Origin of the sequence: Specibacter sp. NPDC078692, from assembly GCF_040686835.1 — a bacterium.
Lineage (GTDB): Bacteria > Actinomycetota > Actinomycetes > Actinomycetales > Micrococcaceae > Specibacter.
On record NZ_JBFBLV010000010.1, the window covers coordinates 79,255 to 96,708 of the forward strand.

Genomic DNA, 17,454 nt, shown 5'->3' on the forward strand with positions numbered 1-17,454 from the left:
CTCATGGTGGCGCTGCTGACGGCCTGCGTGGCCTTCCAGCTCAACGCCTCCATGCTCAGCCCCGCGCTGGTCACCATGGGCGAGGAACTCAACGCCAGTCAGGCTTCCATTGGCCTGTCACAGACCTGGTTCTTCACAGCCGCCGCCGTCTTCTCGCTGTTCCTGCCCCGCCTGAGCGACATCATCGGCCGCAAGAGAGTGCTGATCGGCATGATGGTCATGATGGGCGTGGGCTCCATCATCTCCGCCATGGCCCCGGACATCACCTGGCTCTTTGTGGGACGCATCATCCAAGGCGTCAGCGGCCCCACGGTTCCGCTGTGCCTGATCATGCTCCGCTCCGCGGTCAAGGACCCCAAGAAGTACGGCGCTTTGATGGGTCTGATCACCGCCGTCAATGGCGGAATTGCTGGCATTGACTCCTTTGTGGGCGGCTACTTCGCCGAGCACTTTGGCTTCCGCAGCATCTTCTGGCTCATGGTGGTCACTGCCGCAATCGCCACCGTGCTGATCGTATTCCTGGCCGGCGAATCCAAGCCTGGCGAAGGCACCAAGATGGACTGGTTGGGCGTGTTCTTCATCGTCATCGCCGTGGGCGCCCTGCTCACTGCCCTAAATGAAGCCACCAAGCTGGTGGGTGGCATCACCACCGCTCCGCTCGTGACTTCACTGGCACTGGCCTTGCTCGCCGTGCTCGCTTTTATGGCGTTCTGGCGCGTGGAGAAGGTCTCCTCACACCCCATGGTTGAAATTGTGCACCTGCGCCAGCGCTCCACTTGGGCTCCGCTGCTGACTACCACCTTGACCATGACGGGCATTTTCGCCGTCATCAACGGCATTGTTCCGGCTTTTGTGCAGGCCGCAGACCCCGGCTTTGGTATTGGCGCCACGGAGATGAGCTTGCTGATCCTGACGCCTTACGCGTTGTTGGGCTGGGTCGTTGGTCCCTTCACAGGTCGCCTTGCGCCTGTCATTGGCTACACCATGATGTTGCGGGTGGGGCTGCTGGGCAGCATGGCCGCACTGGCCATCATCGGCTTCCTCGGGCTCCACAGCTTGGCCTGGATGATCACCGGCACCGTGTTGTTGGGCATCATGTACGCCGGTACTGTAAACATCATGCTCAACGGCCTTGGCGTAGTTCTGTCTCCGGCAGGAAACCCCGGATTCTTGCCCGGCATGAACGCTGGTGCCTTCAACCTCGGCGCCGGACTCAGCTTCCTGGTCCTGCCAGCCATTCTGGTTGCCACGGCCCCGCTGGGCGGCCACGGCTCCTACCTGACGGTTGTCATAGTGGCTCTGGCCCTCACCGGCGCAGCCTTCGCGGCCTCGCTGCTGGTGCCCAAACCTATTGACGCGGAGGTAGCACCATGAGTGCCAAAATAGTTGTTGCCGGCTCACTCAATGCCGATCTGACCATCTACTGCGATAGGTTGCCCAACCCCGGCGAAACCCTCCACGGCAACGGTTTTGCGGTGAATCCAGGCGGCAAGAGCGCCAATCAGGCTGTTGCCGCGGCCCGGCTGGGCGGTCAGGTGACGCTGCTGGGCGCAGTGGGCGAGGACGCCAATGGCGATATGCTGCTGGCCTCCGCCGCCAGTTCTGGGGTCAATACCGATCACCTCCGCCGCGTCACCGAGCCCACCGGTGTCGCCGTCATCTCGGTCGATGCCCAGGGCGAGAACACCATCATCATCTCCGCCGGCGCCAATGCAACGCTCTTGCCCACCCATCTGGAACCGGCAGTTTTTGCCGACGCCGCCGTGGTCTGCCTGTGCTTGGAGGTGGCCCCGGAGACCGTGCTGGCTGCCGCTGCTGCCGGGCACGACGCCGGAGCAACAGTTCTGTTGAACCTCTCGCCGTACGCTCCCATCACCGAGGAGTTGGCCCAGTCGGTGGATGTGTTGCTGGTCAACGTCCACGAGGCCTCGGCCTTCCTTGACGGTTTTGCCATGCCGGCATCCGATGCGCCAGCCGTAGCCTGGCACGGGGCCGTGGAGAGCTTTGCCGCGCGTGGCCTGTCCAAGGTGCTGGTGACGCTCGGTGCGGCTGGCTCTGTGGTGCTGGATTCCACCAACGCCTCGGCGCCTGCGGTACTGATTGCACCGACGAAGGTGGACGCCGTGGACACCACGGGCGCCGGCGACGCTTTCACAGGAGCTGTCGCAGCCCGGTTGGCTGCGGGCGATTCGCTCGTGGACGCGGCCCGGCAGGCCTCCGTGGCAGCCGCGCTGGCAACCACCAAGCGGGGCACCCAGGCCGCCTACCCCCATTTGGAGGACGTGACGGCGCTGATTTCCGCCGTATAATCCAGCTGAGCCGTCTGCACGACTTTGCTTCTGCGTTCCGTTAAGACAGAACCATGCGCAGCTCTTTGAGTAGCGCATGGTTCTGTCTTAACCGAGCGCACCTTCAAAGTGGGGTGGGGCAGAGCGGGGTGGGGCAGAGCGGGGTGGGGCAGGCTGAGATTCGCGGCTCAGCCCAGCGGCATGTTGTCAATGAGCCGTACCGGGCCCACCTTCGCAGCAACCAGGACCAGCGCTTCCCCTGTGAACGGGGTGTCCTGACAGTTTTCGGCACGGACCGCAAGTGTCAGCGGATCCACCACTTCCAGGTATTCCAGTTCCACGCCCGGAGCACTATCCACGAGGGCTTGCGCCGAGTCAATGTCGAGTGGCTCATGGGCATCGGCTCGGCGCTTCAGAAGCCGCAGGGCACGCGAGAGAACTAAGGCGGAGTCCCGCTCTTGCGCAGACAAGAATCGGTTTCTACTGGAGAGAGCCAGTCCGTCATCGTCGCGCACCGTGGGAACAGCAACAATGTCCACCGGGAAGTTTAGATCAGCCACCATTTTGCGGACCAGAGTCAGCTGTTGGGCGTCCTTCTGGCCGAAATATGCTCGGTAGGCCGGGCGAACGGCAGCATCCTCGGCGATGTTCTGGGGACCGTCCCCGCCAGCACCAGCTTGGTACGGCAGGCCGCCGTCGGGCATGGCTGTGTGCAGCAGTTTCGCCACGACCGTCAGGGCACCGTCAAAGTGGCCTGGGCGTGAGGCGCCCTCATATAGCTCCCCCATCATTCCTGCCGTGACCCGAACCATGGGTTCGCCGCCTGGGTACATTTCCTCTACCGAAGGGGCGAACATCAGGTCCACGCCAGCCTCGCTGAGCAGAGCCAGATCGGCTTCTGTAGTGCGAGGGTAGCGGGCTAAATCTGTGGCATCACCGAATTGCAAGGGATTGACGAACACGCTGGCCACCACCACCGAATTCTCGGCTACGGCGGCGCGGGCCAGGGTTGCATGGCCGCGGTGCAAGGCGCCCATCGTAGGGACCAAGCCCAACGTCCCGGGCTCGCGGCCCGAGTCCTGCCCGCCCTGCGCAGCTCGCTGACGCAACAGTGCCGCTGACTTATCCCGCAGCTCGGCGATGGTGGTTACCAACACGGTGCTCATGTTCTTCACTCTCTTCAATGCCAACGTCAATGCCAGTTCATTGCCAAAATTTTATGCTGCTCGGAAGGTGCTCTGCGCGATGCGCGCGTCTACGTGACCGGATCGACCGAGCCGGGTTCGTCGTCGTTTCGCAAAGCCGCTTGGATACCAAGATACGCTTCCGCGGAAAGCATCCGCCGCTTAGCCGCCCGTGCTGCTGTGCTAGCGGACATGGCTAGATAAGCGTCCAGCACGTCCGAGGATGAGGTGTCTAGTGTGTACTCGCGCAGGGCAGCGGCATGGGCTCTCACGGTGCCAGCATCGCCGCGCGCCACCGGACCGGTCAGGGCAGACTCCCCCGATGTCAGCGCATTCTCCAAGGCGGCACGCAACAGCGGACCCAACACCTGGCTGGTCGATTCCACGCCAATGTCCGCCAAAATCTGTGCCGCCTGGGCCACGAGCGTGACCATGTGATTCGCCGAATGCGCTAGTGACGCGTGGTAGAGAACCCTATCAGCCTCAGCAATAACTACCGGTTCGGCACCCATTTCAACCACGAGGGCTTGGGCGATGGGTAGCATTGCCGGATCAGCGGTAACACCAAAACAGCAGTCGGAGAGGCGGGCCAGGTCCAGACTCATGCCGGTGAACGTCATGGCCGGATGCAGAGCTAACACAATGCCACCGGCGGCCTTGACCGGAGCCAGTACTCCCGTGCCGAAACGCCCCGAGGTGTGCGCCACCAGCTGCCCGGCTTGCCACGCACCCGTGGCGGCGAGGCCAGTCACAAGATCGGCCAGGGCGTCATCGGGAACAGCTAACAGGACAAGTTCCGAGCGCTCCACAATGTCTTCCACCGCAAGGACTGGAACGCCGGGCAGCAACAGTTCTGCCCGTTCCAAGGATGCTTCGGACACCGCGGAAACACCGACGACGGCGTGCCCGGCACCCCGCAGCGCAGCTCCCAGAACGGCACCCACCTTGCCAGCTCCAATGATTCCAATGCCAAGGCGGCCCGGCTTAATCGGCAAGGTATTGTTCCTTTTCTTCTTCTTTATTGAGGAGTGACGGTCTTACTTCGAGCCACTTTTCGCTGCGTTGAATGCGACGGGCCGTTGCGGCGCGGGCTGATTGCTCATCGAAGAGTGCGAGCCCGTTGGCCGTTGAAAGATGATGCACGCGCGGGCGGATCGGTCCCACCGTTGAATGCAATTCAAAGCTGACCAGACCCAGACTGGACATGAGCGGCCCTTGACGCAATCCCAACGACTGGGTGCGCTCGTGCGGCACCACCTGCAAGCTGCGGAAGAACCGGCCGCGGCGGCACAGCAACGCTGTTGCCGTTGCCCGGAAGGCATTTTGGCGCCAGGAGATGGGGTCAACCCAGCGTGCTGCCCGCGGCGAGTGCACAAATCCTTCATCGGCACCCGCCCCGTGCAGGCCGGCTGCAAAAACCTCAAAGGGCCGTTCCACCCCGGGGTCCGGAAATACCAGGCCCAAAACAGCCATGACTTCAGACTCCGTGCCGACGGGAAGAATCACACTGCGGGAACTGCCGGAGGTGTCATCACCATAACCAGCCACGTTGACTTGAACCCTGTACCAGCCAAAGGGGCGCCACACAGGTCCCTGCGAAATACTCACGGCTTGGACGCGACCCGGCGGAATGGTCTGGGAGCGTGTTTCCAACAGCCCATAGTGCAGCCGAACGCCGTCGGGCGATGTGGCGACACGGAAATTTAGATCGTTCGTAATCGTCTTCCAGTAAGAAGCAAAGATACCGATGAACAGCGGAAAAATACCGAGAAAAATGGCAAATTCCCCAGTCCACACCACAGCCACAACGGCCGCCACAATGAAAATCACGGCCCACACGGTGGTGGTGGAGAAAAATGCGGCGCCAATGATTCTCCGCGGAGCCAACGCCAGCACCTGCGTTTCCGGGGCCTCTTGGATGTTCATGGGCTGATCCGGATCCAACGCCACGCCAGCGGCACGGGCCAGAATTGCCGCGCGCAGCCGCTTGGCTTCCGCAAGCTTGAGGAAGGACAACTTGATAGCTGACTTTCCGCCGTCGGCCACGTCAAACTTCAGCTCGGCTAGGCCGAATGCGCGCGCCAAGAGCGGCTGGATCACGTCAATGGCCTGCACCCGGTCAATGCGCGCGCGGCGCTGTTGGCGGAAAATAATGCCGGAGTTGATATGCACGTTTTCATCGGTGACCTGGTACCGCGTAAACCGCCACGACAGAAAAAATGCCGCACCGAAAATGATCACGGCGGCGCCTACCACGATGAGGATGACCACCACGGGTGTTCCGCCGGTCACGGATCCACCGCTCTCCCAGCCGCCAGAAAAGAGCGAGTCGAGGGAGTTTCGGCCAAAAATGAAGATGACGGCTGCCACAGCGATCCACCCACGGACCAGGGGCGACACGGGGTGCACACGGTGCCAGGTATCGGCGCTGTCGGTGGTGAACCCTTCTGGCGCAGCGGGCGCTTCGGGCACTCCGGAGCTGACGGGTGCGTCAGGTACGCCGGGTACGCCGGAGTTCTCAGGCAGTTGCTCGCTCACAAGCCGGCCAATTTTGCCTCACCACGGGCGGTGAGTTGTTCACGCAACCGGCCGGCCTCCGCGGCGGGGAGGCCATTGAGCAACGCATTGGTTCCCGGGGATGCGGTGTGCAGATGGATGGTACTCAGTCCCAGCATCCGCTCCAGCGGCCCCATGGTCACATCCACATATTGCATGCGGCCGTATGGAACCACCATGACCCGGTGGAACAGGATACCGCCGCGGATCAACAAGTCTTCGTCACGTTCCGCGTAGCCAATGGCTCGCACCTGGCGGGGAATCAAAATCATTTCCCATACGGCGATCACCACCACCACGGCGGGGGCGGCCCACGCCAACCATGCCGGATAGCCCGCCCAGACACCCGTGAGATGCAGAACCAACGGCACCGCGGTGATGATCAAGAAAATGAGGGCACCAATTCCGGCAGAGATAAAGCGGGCCGTCATGAGCTTTTCGGAGACGGGTAAGAAAACTATTCCGTCAGGATCAATGGCGCTGCTATGTTGCTTAGGCAAATTCTTCCTCCCCATGTCCTTCACGCTTGGGCCGGGTACTGGACGTACCGGGATCACTGTCTTCCGGTGGTACCTTGCAGAATCGTTCGACCATGACACCAACAGCCACCATGACCAGTCCGCCAGCCAGATGCGCCACCATGACCCAAATGATGGCCAGATCGCTGCGCATGGCCACGGTGGGAATCTGGTTGATGAGGATTCCGGCATGCCATCCGAACAGTACGGCTCCGGCATAAGCGCAGGCCTGCGCCAAAATTACTGTTCGGGCGGCTAGCAGCGGATCAAGAGCCTTTTCCCGTTTACCGTCGCGCCAGCGACGCACCCGCAGGCCCAACACCAGACACACCACAGCTATCAAAGCCATCGTGATCAAGGAACTTAGTGGCAGCACCGGCAGGGCCAAACTGGCTCGGGAGGTCAGCAAAGTGGCCACCCATCCAATGGCCGCCAGCACAATACCAACGGCTGCCAACCACGCGGGCCTGATGGTCCGCATTGTGCTTCTCATTGTTGCCTCATCGCTTCACTTGGGGACTGCTCATTTAACCGTACTGGTTTTTTCGCCGTTTGGACTTTAGGCTCAGTGATTCTCCCGCGCCTGAGGGCTTCCCGCAGGGTCTGCTAGGTCACAACAGTGGGAGGTACGTCCGGCACATGGGAAATACCGGACATATCTGCGGCGGCAGCTGCCAGCTGTGCCACCGGCACCCCGTCCAAGGTGGCGTTAGCTTCCATCAATGACCAGGGATACACCACAAACGCTCGTTCGGCGGCACGCGGATGCGGCAGCGTCAACACCGGATCATCGCTGTGTACGTCGCCGTAAACGATGATGTCAACGTCGAGAGTACGGGCACCCCAACGCACCTCACGCGTCCGGTGGTAAGCCAACTCCACAGCTTGGCAATGAGCCAACAAGTCCAGCGGAGACAAGGTGGTGTCCACGGCAATGACCATGTTCAGGAAATCGGGCTGCCCGGCGGGGCCGCCCACTGGTTTCGTGGACACGACAGGGGAAACATTTTGCAGGCGTACTTCCGGACGATCCACAAGATCAGCGACGGCGCCCAAAAGCGTGCCTTCACGCTCACCCAGATTGCTGCCGAGGGCCAGAATAGCCCGGGTCAGCGCACGGGGAGCAGTCATGGCAAGCCCGAAACCACGGTGCCAGACACGGCTGCACCGGATACGGCTGATCCCGATACAGAGGTGCCAGCAGCTTCACGAGTCCTCAAGACCGTGATGCTGACATCGCCAAAGGGGACCTGAATGGGTGCCTTCGGCTTATGGATGGTCACTTCGACGGCTTGAACGACAGGAAAATCTTCCAGAATTCTCTCGGCCATACGGACGCTGAGTGTTTCAATCAAGTCAAAAGCTGGCCCGGTCACCATGGCGACGATGGTTTCGGCCACCGCCCCGTAGTCTGCTGTCTTGGACAAGTCATCCGTTGCGGCGGCTGCACCTATGTCCAAGTGCAGCACGGCGTCGGTAATGAAAGGTTGCCCGTCGCGCTTCTCATGCTCAAAAACACCGTGGTAGCCGATGGCTGTAACGCGGGTTAGGCGGATGGTATCCAGCTGTGTCACTGGGCGGCCTGGCGCGCGGATAGACGCGCTTCGCGGTTCTTCTTACCCTGCACCAAGCGTGCGGCGACCTTGGCAGCGTCAAGGCTGGCATCGACGTCGTGCACGCGAACACCCCAAATACCCTGAGCAGCGGCGATGGCCGTGGTGGCCGAAGTAGCGTCGTCGCGCTCCTTCGGGGCGGCAGCTTTTCCAGCGCTGGTCAACAGTGAGCCGAGGAAACGCTTGCGGGAGGTGCCAACAAGAATCTTGTTGCCCATGGCTGCCACCTGGTCCAGGTTGGCCAGCAGTTCCCAGTTCTGGTCAGCATTCTTGGAGAAGCCAATGCCCGGATCCAGGATCAGGTTCTCTTCTCTGACTCCTGCGGCGTAGAACTTCTCGCGAACCTCAGCGAGTTCGGCAACAACCTCGTCAACGACGTCCGTGTATTCGGTCAGTGAATCCATGGAACGTGAGTCACCACGGCTGTGCATGAGTACGTACGGAGCCTGGCGTTCGGCGATCAAAGCGATCATGTCCGGGTGCACATTGGCACCGGAAACATCGTTGATCAGCCCGGCACCGGCGTCCAGCGCCAAGGCGGCGGTGGAGGCATGCCGGGTATCAACACTGACCAGTGCGCCGGCCTTGGCCAGCGTGGAAATAACGGGCAGGATGCGGGCCTGCTCTTCGGCTTCGTCAACATAAGCAGCACCCGGGCGGGTGGACTCGCCGCCGACGTCGATGATGTCAGCGCCGCCGTAGAACATGCGCAGACCGTGGGCAATAGCCGTTTCCGTGGAGTCGTACTCGCCGCCGTCACTGAAGGAGTCCGGGGTGCAGTTCAAGATCCCCATGACCACGGTGCGGTCTTTGGGGAGTGCGGCAAAGGTAGCCACCGACTTGCGGGCCCGCAGAACGGGCAAGGGTGAGGTGGCAGGGCCCGTTCCGGGCGCAGCAGCGAGGGAATCCATGGTGTTTACAGTTACCTTCCGAGAATCAGGCTCATGGCTTCAGCCCGGGTTGCAGGCTCGTGAAGCAGACCGCGGACAGCGCTGGTGACTGTCTTGGCCCCTGGTTTACGCACGCCACGCATGGACATGCACATGTGTTCGCATTCCACCACGACGATGGCGCCGCGAGGTTTGAGATGTTCAATCAAAGCATCAGCGATCTGGGTGGTGAGGCGCTCTTGCACCTGCGGCCGCTTGGCGAAAATATCCACCAGGCGCGCCAGCTTGCTCAGCCCCGTCACCCGCCCGTCCGACGACGGGATGTAACCTACGTGGGCGCTGCCGTGGAAGGGCACCAGGTGGTGTTCGCAGGTCGAGTAGAACGGAATGTCCTTGACCAGCACCATCTCTTCGTGGGCAATGTCAAAGGTGGTGCCTAAAACATCCGCAGGGTCCTGGTGCAGGCCGGCGAACACTTCACCGTATGCCTTGGCCACACGTTTGGGTGTGTCCAGCAGTCCGCTGCGATTCGGATCCTCACCAATGGCGAGGAGAATTTCCCGGACCGCCGCTTCAATGCGCGGTAGGTCCACCTTTTGTTCATCGTCGTATTCAGTCACGGATGTGATCCTACCGGTGTTACGGCTGGCCGGGCAGTTGCGGGGCATCGCCCTTGCCCAATTCGATACCCGGCTGGTTACCGGGAGCATCGAGTTCACCACTCAGGTGCGCGTTGGCAATCTGATCCTCGGGACTGACGGACTCAGGCTTCGGAGCTCCGGATTCAAGGGCTTCGCGGCGCTCCTTGTCGGTGATGACAGGGGGCAGCGCTGAGACGGGGCGGGAGTCCTTGGACAGCCACACCTTGCGCGGGGCAGGCTTGCGCAGACCGATGAAGATCTCTGCAATCTCGGCCTGGTTCAGGGTCTCGCGTTCCAGCAGTTCCAGGGCCAAACGGTCCAGGATGTCGCGGTTGGCGATCAACGCTTCGTAAGCGTCATCATGAGCCTGATCGATGAGTTTGCGGACTTCTTCATCAATCATGGAGGCAACGGCTTCGGAGTAATCCTTACCTTGCCCACCGCCGCCACCGAGGAACGGCTCACTGTTGCCAGAACCCAGTTTCACGGCGCCAATGCGCTCACTCATGCCGTACTGGGTCACCATGGCGCGGGCCGTTCCGGTGGCCTTCTCAATGTCATTCGAGGCACCAGTTGAGGGATCGTGGAACACGATTTCTTCGGCAACACGGCCACCCATGGCGTAGGCCATCTGGTCCAGCAATTCGTTGCGGGTGATCGAGTACTTGTCATCCTCAGGAACCACCATGGTGTAACCCAGGGCGCGGCCTCGGGGCAAGATGGTGATCTTGGTGACCGGTGCGGTGTTGTGCATGGCTGCGGCAACCAGCGCGTGTCCACCTTCGTGGTACGCGGTGATCTTGCGTTCCAGTTCCTTCATGACCCGGGTGCGCTTCTGCGGTCCGGCCATGACGCGGTCAATGGACTCATCCAGTGCCCGGTCATCAATGAGTTGGGCATTGGAACGGGCGGTCAGCAGGGCTGCTTCATTGAGCACGTTGGCCAAGTCAGCACCGGTGTAACCTGGCGTCTTCTTAGCAACAGCGTTCAAGTCAACGCCGGGAGCCATGGGCTTGCCCTTGGAGTGAACCCGCAGGATCTGTTCGCGGCCCAAACGGTCGGGAGCTTCCACAGGGATCTGGCGGTCAAAGCGGCCCGGACGCAGCAGAGCCGGGTCAAGAACGTCGGGTCGGTTGGTCGCAGCAATCAAGATGACGTTGGTTTTGACGTCAAAGCCGTCCATTTCAACGAGCAACTGGTTGAGGGTCTGCTCGCGCTCATCGTTGCCGCCGCCAATGCCGGCGCCACGATGACGGCCAACGGCGTCGATCTCGTCAACAAAGATGATGGCTGGGGAGTTGGCCTTGGCCTGCTCGAAGAGGTCGCGGACACGGGAAGCACCCACGCCGACGAACATCTCCACAAAGTCAGAACCGGAAATTGAGTAGAACGGCACGCCAGCCTCGCCAGCCACGGCACGGGCCAGCAGAGTCTTACCGGTACCGGGAGGGCCGTACAGCAGCACGCCCTTGGGGATCTTGGCACCCACCGCGGTGAACTTGTCGGGGTTCTGCAGGAAATCCTTGATTTCGTGCAGTTCTTCGACGGCTTCATCCGCGCCGGCAACGTCATTGAAGGTGACTTGCGGGTGGTCCTTGGTGAGCAGCTTGGCCTTGGACTTGCCGAACTGCATGACCTTGGAGCCGCCGCCTTGCATGCGGGAGAACAGGAACCAGAAGATCAGACCGATCAGTACGAACGGGATCAGAAGGGAGAAGATGCTGGACCAGAAGTTGTTGGACGCCGGTTGGTCGTCGAACTTCGTCATTTTGGCGTTGTCAATAAGCTCAGGCATCGTGGTGGCCCGGTAGTTGCCGTAGAAGAACTGGACGTTTTTGCCCTGGTCCTTGCCGTCGGCATTGACAAAGTTGTCCTTGAGGATCATGTCCACCCGACCTTCGGAACCGAAGATCTTGGCGGAGGCCACCTTGTCGCTCGTGAGCAGCTCTAGGCCGTCAGAGGTTCCAATGCGGCTCTGATTGGTACCGGTCAGGGTAAACAGACCGGCGCTAATGAGCACCACAACCACAATGATCCAGATAAATGGACCCTTGAAGAGTTTTTTGACTTTCATGTGTTCGAGGCTAGGCCTCGTCCCTCCCGCTCAACCAATTCATACTCGTACAGGACGCTTCCGACACGTTCCCAAGTTATAGCTTTACACCGTTCGCCTTGCTACACGCACGGGAATGCCCTTTAGTTCCCTGAGGGCATAACGTTATTTGCAACAAATGCCGCCGCGCTTACTTTCTGCCGTGGTTTAAACCCTGGCAGAAAGTAAGCAGCGGCGGCATTTCTAGCGTTGGAACGCTTCTCTTACTCGTAAATGTGCGGTGCGAGCGTGCCGATGAAGTCCAGGTTGCGGTACTTCTCGGCGAAGTCCAGGCCGTAGCCAACAACAAATTCGTTCGGGATCTCGTAACCAACGTACTTGACGTCGATTTCCACCTTGGCGGCAGCTGGTTTGCGCAGCAGCGTGCAAATTTCCACGGTGGCCGGGCCACGGGACATGAGGTTCGCGCGCAGCCATGACAGGGTCAGGCCCGAGTCGATGATGTCTTCAACAATGAGGACGTGCTTGCCCATGAGGTCGGTTTCGAGGTCCTTCAGGATCCGGACAACTCCCGAAGACTGGGTGCCGGAACCGTAGGAGGACACTGCCATCCAGTCCATGGTGACGTGGCTGTGCAGGGCACGGGACAGATCCGCCATGATCATGACGGCGCCCTTGAGAACACCCACCAGAAGGACGTCGCGGCCCTCGTAGTCCGCATCAATCTGCGCGGCCAGTTCGGCTACGCGTGTTTGGATTTGTTCCTTGGTGTAAAGAACATGCTTAAGATCGGCTTGGACGTCTTGTGAATCCACCCATGACTCCTGTTTGTGAAGGATCGGTACTGGTTTTTAGTGCATTTTTGTTGCTGCTTTTGTTGCTGCTGTGTGCGCCTAGGTGCTGCGCCTAAGAACTAGCTTCCCATAGCTGCGGCCTTCGTGGGGAACACTTTGATTCCGGGAAATCCGCCAAGCACTGACTTTTCCGGCCAATTGCACCGGCCCCGCCGACCCTTTCCGGGCCAGCAAATTTTCTGCCGCGCCGAGCCGTTCAAGGCTCGGCTGCACTCCCCCAAGTTCGACGACGGCCAGCGCCAACACTCTCGTCCTCAGGGCCGGAGCCAATACCCTCAGCTCGTCTTCTGGCAGGGCGATGTGCGCATCTGGGCCTTTTTCCGCGCTACGTTCGGCCAGTTTGGCAAACTCTGCCTCGGCCAGTTGATCCAGGAAGTCGGCGTCATAACCCAAAATGGTGGCGGAGCGGGCCAGGGACTCTGCCACTCCGGGGCCAAGTTCCTCGTGGAGGAAGGGGATCACCGCATTGCGCACCCGAACCCGTAAATAGGCTCGGTCTTGGTTGGCGGGATCATGCCACGGCGTCAGAGCCAAGGCCTCGCATATGGCCAATGTCTCATCCCTGCGCAGCCCCAAAAAGGGGCGCAGGTATATGCCGCGGCGTTCGCGCATGCCAGCGAGGGAACGAGTTCCCGAGCCTCGGGCGAGGCCCAAGAGGACTGATTCTGCTTGGTCGTCGAGGGTGTGGCCCAAGAGGACGTGTGAGGCGCCCAATTCGTGGGCCGTCGCCTCGAGTGCGTCAAAGCGGGCTGCACGGGCTGCGGCTTCCGGTCCACCGCCGTCGTGCTTCAGATCCACGGTCCGGACCACCACGGGGTCCAAGCCCAGCTCCTGCAACTGATGGGCGGTGGCTTGAGCGACCTCGGCACTGCCCGCTTGCATCTGGTGGTCAACCACCACGGCACCCACCCGTACTTCCCCTCGTGTGGCAAAGAACGCGCAGACGGCCGCCAAGGCGAGGGAATCAGGACCGCCGCTACAGCCCACCAGGATCAGCGGCGGGTTCTCAACGGCTAAGTTCTTGCCCGTGGTTTTTATCCCGAGCAGGGCGCCGACCATGGCCCGGGCCTTGCCCACGGTGGGATCGAGCCGGCCGCGGGGGCTCATTACAGGCCCATCCGGTCAACCCAGAGGCGGGCGTTGTGAATTTCTGCTTCGGTGGGCAGGTTCTCTACCTGGTTCCAGACCTGGTTGAAGCCGTCCATGCCGACCACGGCCACGGTGTCGCGGACAAATTTGGCTCCGTCACTGTACTGGCGCATTTTGGCGTCCAGCCCCATCAGGTTCCGGATGAACTTTTCAATCACACCGCGGTCCTTGCCCCTGCTATTGAAGCGTTGGCGGATGGTGCGCACAGTGGGGACGATGCTCTTATCCACGCCGTCCATGACCACGTTGGCGTGTCCCTCCAAGAGGCTCATGACGGCCGTCAAGTGCGACAACGCCGCTTTTTGCGCGGGATCCTGGAGGAGGTCCAAAACACTGCCACGGGAGGATTCCGGGGTGGAATCGGCTGTGGAATCGTGCTTGCGGCCCAGCGATTTGGCGGATTCGAGAAGACGTTCGCCGAATTTCTCGGAGTCGCCCACCAGCAAGGTGCCGAGCTTCTCAATTTCACCAATCATGTGGTGACGCAGCCAAGGCGCCGCCGCAAATTGCACCCGGTGAGTTTGTTCATGCAGGCATACCCAAAGCCGGAAATCGGCCGGATCCACCTTCAGATCGCGTTCTACGGTGATGATGTTCGGCGCCACGAGCAGCAGCCGGCCGCCGGACTTCGCCGCGTTGGAGTGGGCAGCGTTGGAGTGGGCGGAGTTGGGGCGGGCAGCGTTGGGGTCGCTCTGCCCGAGTGCGGAGAAGGGATCGTACTGGCCCAAAACCTTGCTGGAAAGAAACGCCAAGGCGCCTCCTAATTGAGCCCCCGTCACAGTGGCGCTGAAAGCGGCACCCGGGCTGCCCGGCGTTGGCCCGGACCCCTTGGCAGAATCGGCCTGTTTGGCTGCGAGCGCCCGCAGTACGGGATCCATCATGACGGCAAAGCTCTGCGTGTTGGCTTTGGCCCAGGATGCCCTGTCCACAATCAGAACCTCGGAGTCGTGGAGGTCTTTCGCTGCCTCAAGACGGCTGATCTCATGCACGTGTGGCACCGATTTTTCGGCCATGAGGCGCAGGTTTTCCACTGCAGCGGAGATTTCCGAGCCGCTCAAATCCGGCCCGGCAGGGGCTAAATTGGCTGCCGTTTTTGCGGCTAGTTCCCAATTGACCATGGCGGGGGCTGACGGCGTTCCGGATGCGGCGCTGCTGTTCTGGCTCATGTTTACCATCAGATCACATGTGCCTGTACTTCTGCTGGCCGGAAGGCATTGACGCGCAGCTCACGTGCCGCCGTCAAGAGTTTGCCCGGATTCACAGCTCCGGCACAGGAATGAGTTGGATGGCGCATGGAAACCTCGGCCAGACTAAGTCATAGTGAGTTCATTGTGGGCCTCGTTGCGCTCACGCAGAACTAGGGGGGGGAAGCCAATCACAGCACGCCACTACATACCTTCTTGATGAGAAACTTGAAACAAAAAATGACAAGAAAGCCGAGTTCATGACCGACACCCCGCGGAATTCCTTCATAGACCTTCCGCAGTTATCCCATCCTGACGGCAGCCCCATCCGCGCACTCGTGGTGGATGACGAGGCTAGTTTGACGGAACTGATTAGCATGGGTCTGCGTATGTCCAGCTGGGATGTTGCCACGGCGAGCAATGGAGCAGATGCGCTGCGTACGGCACGCACCTTCCGCCCTGACGTAGTGGTGCTCGATGTCATGATGCCCGGCATGGACGGGATTGAATTACTGGGGAAGATCAGGGAATTTGCACCTAAGATCCCGGCCCTTTTCCTCACTGCCCGTGATGGCGTCCACGACCGGATTGCCGGGCTTGCCGCCGGTGGCGACGATTACGTCACCAAACCTTTCAGTATGGAGGAGCTCATGCTGCGCCTACACCGGCTGGTGCAACGTTCCGGCATCGCTTCCTCTGACAATGCCGAGATTGTGGTGGGTGATCTGGTCCTGAACTTTGATACTCGGGAGGTGACGCGCGGTGGGATCGACATCGATCTGACCGCCACACAGTGGGAGCTGTTGCGGTATCTGATGGAAAACGCTCGGCGCGTGGTGAGCAAGCCGCAAATCCTCGATCAAGTGTGGCATTACGATTTTGGCGGTCAAGCCAACATCGTTGAACTCTATATTTCCTATTTGCGCAAGAAGATCGACGCCGGCCGCTCACCCATGATTCACACGGTCCGTGGCGTGGGCTACGTCCTGAAGCCGGCCGCCTCGTGACGACACCCGGGCGGCAACGTAAGAGTCACCGCTTACGTACCAAGTTGGTGGTTGCCGTGCTGGTGCTGTTGGCTACCATTTGCGCCACGGTGGGGATCGTCAGCCATCTGGCCATGAATAACTATCTAACCGCCGCGTTGGATCGCAACCTCCAGGAGGTTGCCTCGCGCGCCTTCGGTCCCAATGGGCCACCACCCAAACTATCTCCCGGGTCCAATGATGTTCCCCCACTTTCCTTCACCGAGCCCAACCCGCTGGATACCCGGGGGCAACGGCCAGGAACGTTGCGGGCACTCTTGATTCCAGGTTCTTTGAGCTCGTCGTCAGTAGTTCAAGAGGATGGTTCCACCGTGGCCTTGACTGCCTCCGATCTGCAAAAGTTACATGGCACAGTTCCCTCGGGGCAGACCGCGGAAATGACCCTTTCCACAGGAACGTACCGGCTCTTGTCAACGCCGGCTTCCAGCTCTGCCGGGGGTGAGCTCGTGACGGGGTTCCCCACCTCAGAGCGGGACTCAATTCTGAATTCGCTGGCGTGGACCACTGTCAGCGTTTCGCTGGCAGGATTGCTCTTGATCGGGTTCGTCGGCACCATCATTGTGAGAAGGTCGCTGCGCCCGCTCGATGAGCTTTCCTCCGTGGCCACCACGGTGGCCACGCTTCCGCTGGACTCTGGCGAAGCAGCCATCAAGGTACGCATCCCAGCCATGGCCTCCGCGCCGGGCACCGAGATTGGGGACGTGGGGGTGGCCTTCAACAACATGCTGGACCACCTGACCCGATCGTTTGCCGCCCGTCACGCGGCCGAGGTCAAGGTGCGCCAATTTGTGGCCGACGCCAGCCACGAACTCCGCACACCGCTGACATCTATTCGCGGATACACCGAGCTTGTGCTCCTGAGTGAAAAGTTGACCCCTTCAGGGACATCGGCGTTGCGCCGGGTTGATAGCGAATCCCGGCGCATGTCAGCTCTCGTAGAGGATCTGCTCCTGCTGGCCCGGCTCGATGAAGGCCAGCGCGAAGACCCCGCCTCGGTGGATCTAACGGATCTGCTCATGGAGACCACGCAAGATAGTAAAGTTGCCGCTCCTGATCATTCGTTCTCGCTGCAACTCCCCGAGGAACCCGTGCTGGTCTTCGCCGTGGAATCTGAAGTGCGGCAGATATTGATCAATGTGCTCTCCAACGCGGCCAAGCACACCGCAGCCGGCACGCACGTCAGTGTCAGTCTCGCCGCCCATGCTGGCGTGGCCAAGCTGGCCATTGCAGACAATGGCCAAGGCATCCCGGAAGAGTTCCTCGAGAATCTCTTTACGCGCTTTAGCCGGGCAGATCCGGCGCGTACCAGCGGCAACGGCGACAACAGCTCCGGGTTGGGTCTAGCCATCGTTGAAGCCCTGACACACGCAAACCAGGGAACTATCACGGCGGAAAGCACGGCAGGGGCAACTCGCTTCACCATCACCTTGCCTCTCCACATGCCCACCGACTAAGGCTCACAGCTGCGGCACAAGAAA

At 60.8% G+C, this 17,454-nt stretch carries 17 protein-coding genes; 4 read left to right on the forward strand and 13 right to left on the reverse strand.

Translation table 11 applies throughout. The features are described from left to right. Window positions 1–3: 3 nt before the first annotated feature. The gene (locus tag AB0O97_RS09355; RefSeq protein ID WP_363882016.1) at window positions 4–1,374 is read left to right on the forward strand and encodes an MFS transporter; all 1,371 of its coding nucleotides are present in this window, start codon (window positions 4–6) and stop codon (window positions 1,372–1,374) included. Continuing rightward, the gene (locus AB0O97_RS09360; RefSeq protein ID WP_363881939.1) at window positions 1,371–2,309 is read left to right on the forward strand and encodes a ribokinase; all 939 of its coding nucleotides are present in this window, start codon (window positions 1,371–1,373) and stop codon (window positions 2,307–2,309) included. The genes AB0O97_RS09355 and AB0O97_RS09360 overlap by 4 nt, the downstream gene beginning before the upstream one ends. Window positions 2,310–2,476: 167 nt before the next feature. Here the strand turns inward: AB0O97_RS09360 and AB0O97_RS09365 are convergent, their stop codons facing one another. From AB0O97_RS09365 to AB0O97_RS09425, 13 genes are all read right to left on the reverse strand, one after another. Beyond that, window positions 2,477–3,454 (reverse strand): pantoate--beta-alanine ligase, encoded by a 978-nt coding sequence (locus AB0O97_RS09365; RefSeq protein ID WP_363881941.1) that lies wholly within the window; start codon window positions 3,452–3,454, stop codon window positions 2,477–2,479. 89 nt (window positions 3,455–3,543) lie between these two features. Next, complete coding sequence (locus AB0O97_RS09370) at window positions 3,544–4,467, reverse strand: DUF2520 domain-containing protein (protein ID WP_363881943.1); 924 nt, start codon at window positions 4,465–4,467, stop codon at window positions 3,544–3,546. After that, complete coding sequence (locus AB0O97_RS09375) at window positions 4,457–6,010, reverse strand: PH domain-containing protein (RefSeq protein ID WP_363881945.1); 1,554 nt, start codon at window positions 6,008–6,010, stop codon at window positions 4,457–4,459. Before AB0O97_RS09375 ends, AB0O97_RS09370 begins: the two co-directional genes overlap by 11 nt. Beyond that, on the reverse strand, window positions 6,007–6,459 hold the full coding sequence (locus AB0O97_RS09380; RefSeq protein WP_363842894.1) for a PH domain-containing protein: 453 nt from the start codon (window positions 6,457–6,459) through the stop codon (window positions 6,007–6,009). Before AB0O97_RS09380 ends, AB0O97_RS09375 begins: the two co-directional genes overlap by 4 nt. A 61-nt stretch (window positions 6,460–6,520) precedes the next feature. Then, a complete protein-coding gene (locus AB0O97_RS09385; protein ID WP_363881947.1) occupies window positions 6,521–7,039 on the reverse strand; it encodes a DUF3180 domain-containing protein in 519 nt (172 codons plus the stop codon). 113 nt (window positions 7,040–7,152) lie between these two features. Continuing rightward, on the reverse strand, window positions 7,153–7,677 hold the full coding sequence (folK, locus tag AB0O97_RS09390) for a 2-amino-4-hydroxy-6-hydroxymethyldihydropteridine diphosphokinase (protein WP_363842323.1): 525 nt from the start codon (window positions 7,675–7,677) through the stop codon (window positions 7,153–7,155). Further along, the gene (gene folB, locus AB0O97_RS09395) at window positions 7,674–8,120 is read right to left on the reverse strand and encodes a dihydroneopterin aldolase (RefSeq protein WP_363881949.1); all 447 of its coding nucleotides are present in this window, start codon (window positions 8,118–8,120) and stop codon (window positions 7,674–7,676) included. The genes folK and folB overlap by 4 nt, the downstream gene beginning before the upstream one ends. Next, on the reverse strand, window positions 8,117–9,070 hold the full coding sequence (gene folP / locus AB0O97_RS09400) for a dihydropteroate synthase (RefSeq protein WP_363881951.1): 954 nt from the start codon (window positions 9,068–9,070) through the stop codon (window positions 8,117–8,119). The genes folB and folP overlap by 4 nt, the downstream gene beginning before the upstream one ends. 11 nt (window positions 9,071–9,081) lie before the next feature. Next, the gene (gene folE / locus AB0O97_RS09405; RefSeq protein WP_363842314.1) at window positions 9,082–9,669 is read right to left on the reverse strand and encodes a GTP cyclohydrolase I FolE; all 588 of its coding nucleotides are present in this window, start codon (window positions 9,667–9,669) and stop codon (window positions 9,082–9,084) included. A 19-nt stretch (window positions 9,670–9,688) separates the two neighbouring features. Next, window positions 9,689–11,764 carry an ATP-dependent zinc metalloprotease FtsH gene (ftsH, locus tag AB0O97_RS09410; protein ID WP_363842311.1) on the reverse strand — a complete coding sequence of 692 codons (2,076 nt, stop codon included), beginning with the start codon at window positions 11,762–11,764 and terminating at the stop codon, window positions 9,689–9,691. 242 nt (window positions 11,765–12,006) lie between these two features. Continuing rightward, window positions 12,007–12,558: a hypoxanthine phosphoribosyltransferase gene (hpt, locus tag AB0O97_RS09415; protein ID WP_363881953.1), complete on the reverse strand. Its 552-nt coding sequence runs from the start codon at window positions 12,556–12,558 to the stop codon at window positions 12,007–12,009. Between the two features lie 78 nt (window positions 12,559–12,636). Beyond that, window positions 12,637–13,704, reverse strand: a complete 1,068-nt coding sequence (gene tilS / locus AB0O97_RS09420; protein ID WP_363881955.1) for a tRNA lysidine(34) synthetase TilS — start codon at window positions 13,702–13,704, stop codon at window positions 12,637–12,639. Next, window positions 13,704–14,921, reverse strand: a complete 1,218-nt coding sequence (locus AB0O97_RS09425) for a zinc-dependent metalloprotease (protein ID WP_363881957.1) — start codon at window positions 14,919–14,921, stop codon at window positions 13,704–13,706. The genes tilS and AB0O97_RS09425 overlap by 1 nt, the downstream gene beginning before the upstream one ends. 269 nt (window positions 14,922–15,190) lie before the next feature. Between AB0O97_RS09425 and AB0O97_RS09430 the strand changes: the two genes are divergently transcribed. Both AB0O97_RS09430 and AB0O97_RS09435 read left to right on the forward strand, forming a co-directional pair. After that, window positions 15,191–15,937, forward strand: coding sequence for a response regulator transcription factor (locus AB0O97_RS09430; protein ID WP_363881959.1), 747 nt, complete (start codon window positions 15,191–15,193; stop codon window positions 15,935–15,937). Then, window positions 15,934–17,430, forward strand: coding sequence for a HAMP domain-containing sensor histidine kinase (locus tag AB0O97_RS09435; protein ID WP_363881961.1), 1,497 nt, complete (start codon window positions 15,934–15,936; stop codon window positions 17,428–17,430). The genes AB0O97_RS09430 and AB0O97_RS09435 overlap by 4 nt, the downstream gene beginning before the upstream one ends. Window positions 17,431–17,454: the final 24 nt, after the last annotated feature.

What these genes read in the sequence shown, in the direction of transcription:
- AB0O97_RS09355 (WP_363882016.1), top strand. Translation starts at nt 4, where the DNA reads ATGGTGGCGCTGCTGACGGCCTGCGTGGCCTTCCAGCTCAACGCCTCC.
- AB0O97_RS09360 (WP_363881939.1), top strand. Translation starts at nt 1,371, where the DNA reads ATGAGTGCCAAAATAGTTGTTGCCGGCTCACTCAATGCCGATCTGACC.
- AB0O97_RS09365 (WP_363881941.1), bottom strand. Translation starts at nt 3,454, where the DNA reads ATGAGCACCGTGTTGGTAACCACCATCGCCGAGCTGCGGGATAAGTCA.
- AB0O97_RS09380 (WP_363842894.1), bottom strand. Translation starts at nt 6,459, where the DNA reads ATGACGGCCCGCTTTATCTCTGCCGGAATTGGTGCCCTCATTTTCTTG.
- AB0O97_RS09385 (WP_363881947.1), bottom strand. Translation starts at nt 7,039, where the DNA reads ATGAGAAGCACAATGCGGACCATCAGGCCCGCGTGGTTGGCAGCCGTT.
- folK (WP_363842323.1), bottom strand. Translation starts at nt 7,677, where the DNA reads ATGACTGCTCCCCGTGCGCTGACCCGGGCTATTCTGGCCCTCGGCAGC.
- folP (WP_363881951.1), bottom strand. Translation starts at nt 9,070, where the DNA reads ATGGATTCCCTCGCTGCTGCGCCCGGAACGGGCCCTGCCACCTCACCC.
- ftsH (WP_363842311.1), bottom strand. Translation starts at nt 11,764, where the DNA reads ATGAAAGTCAAAAAACTCTTCAAGGGTCCATTTATCTGGATCATTGTG.
- tilS (WP_363881955.1), bottom strand. Translation starts at nt 13,704, where the DNA reads ATGAGCCCCCGCGGCCGGCTCGATCCCACCGTGGGCAAGGCCCGGGCC.
- AB0O97_RS09425 (WP_363881957.1), bottom strand. Translation starts at nt 14,921, where the DNA reads ATGGTAAACATGAGCCAGAACAGCAGCGCCGCATCCGGAACGCCGTCA.
- AB0O97_RS09430 (WP_363881959.1), top strand. Translation starts at nt 15,191, where the DNA reads ATGACCGACACCCCGCGGAATTCCTTCATAGACCTTCCGCAGTTATCC.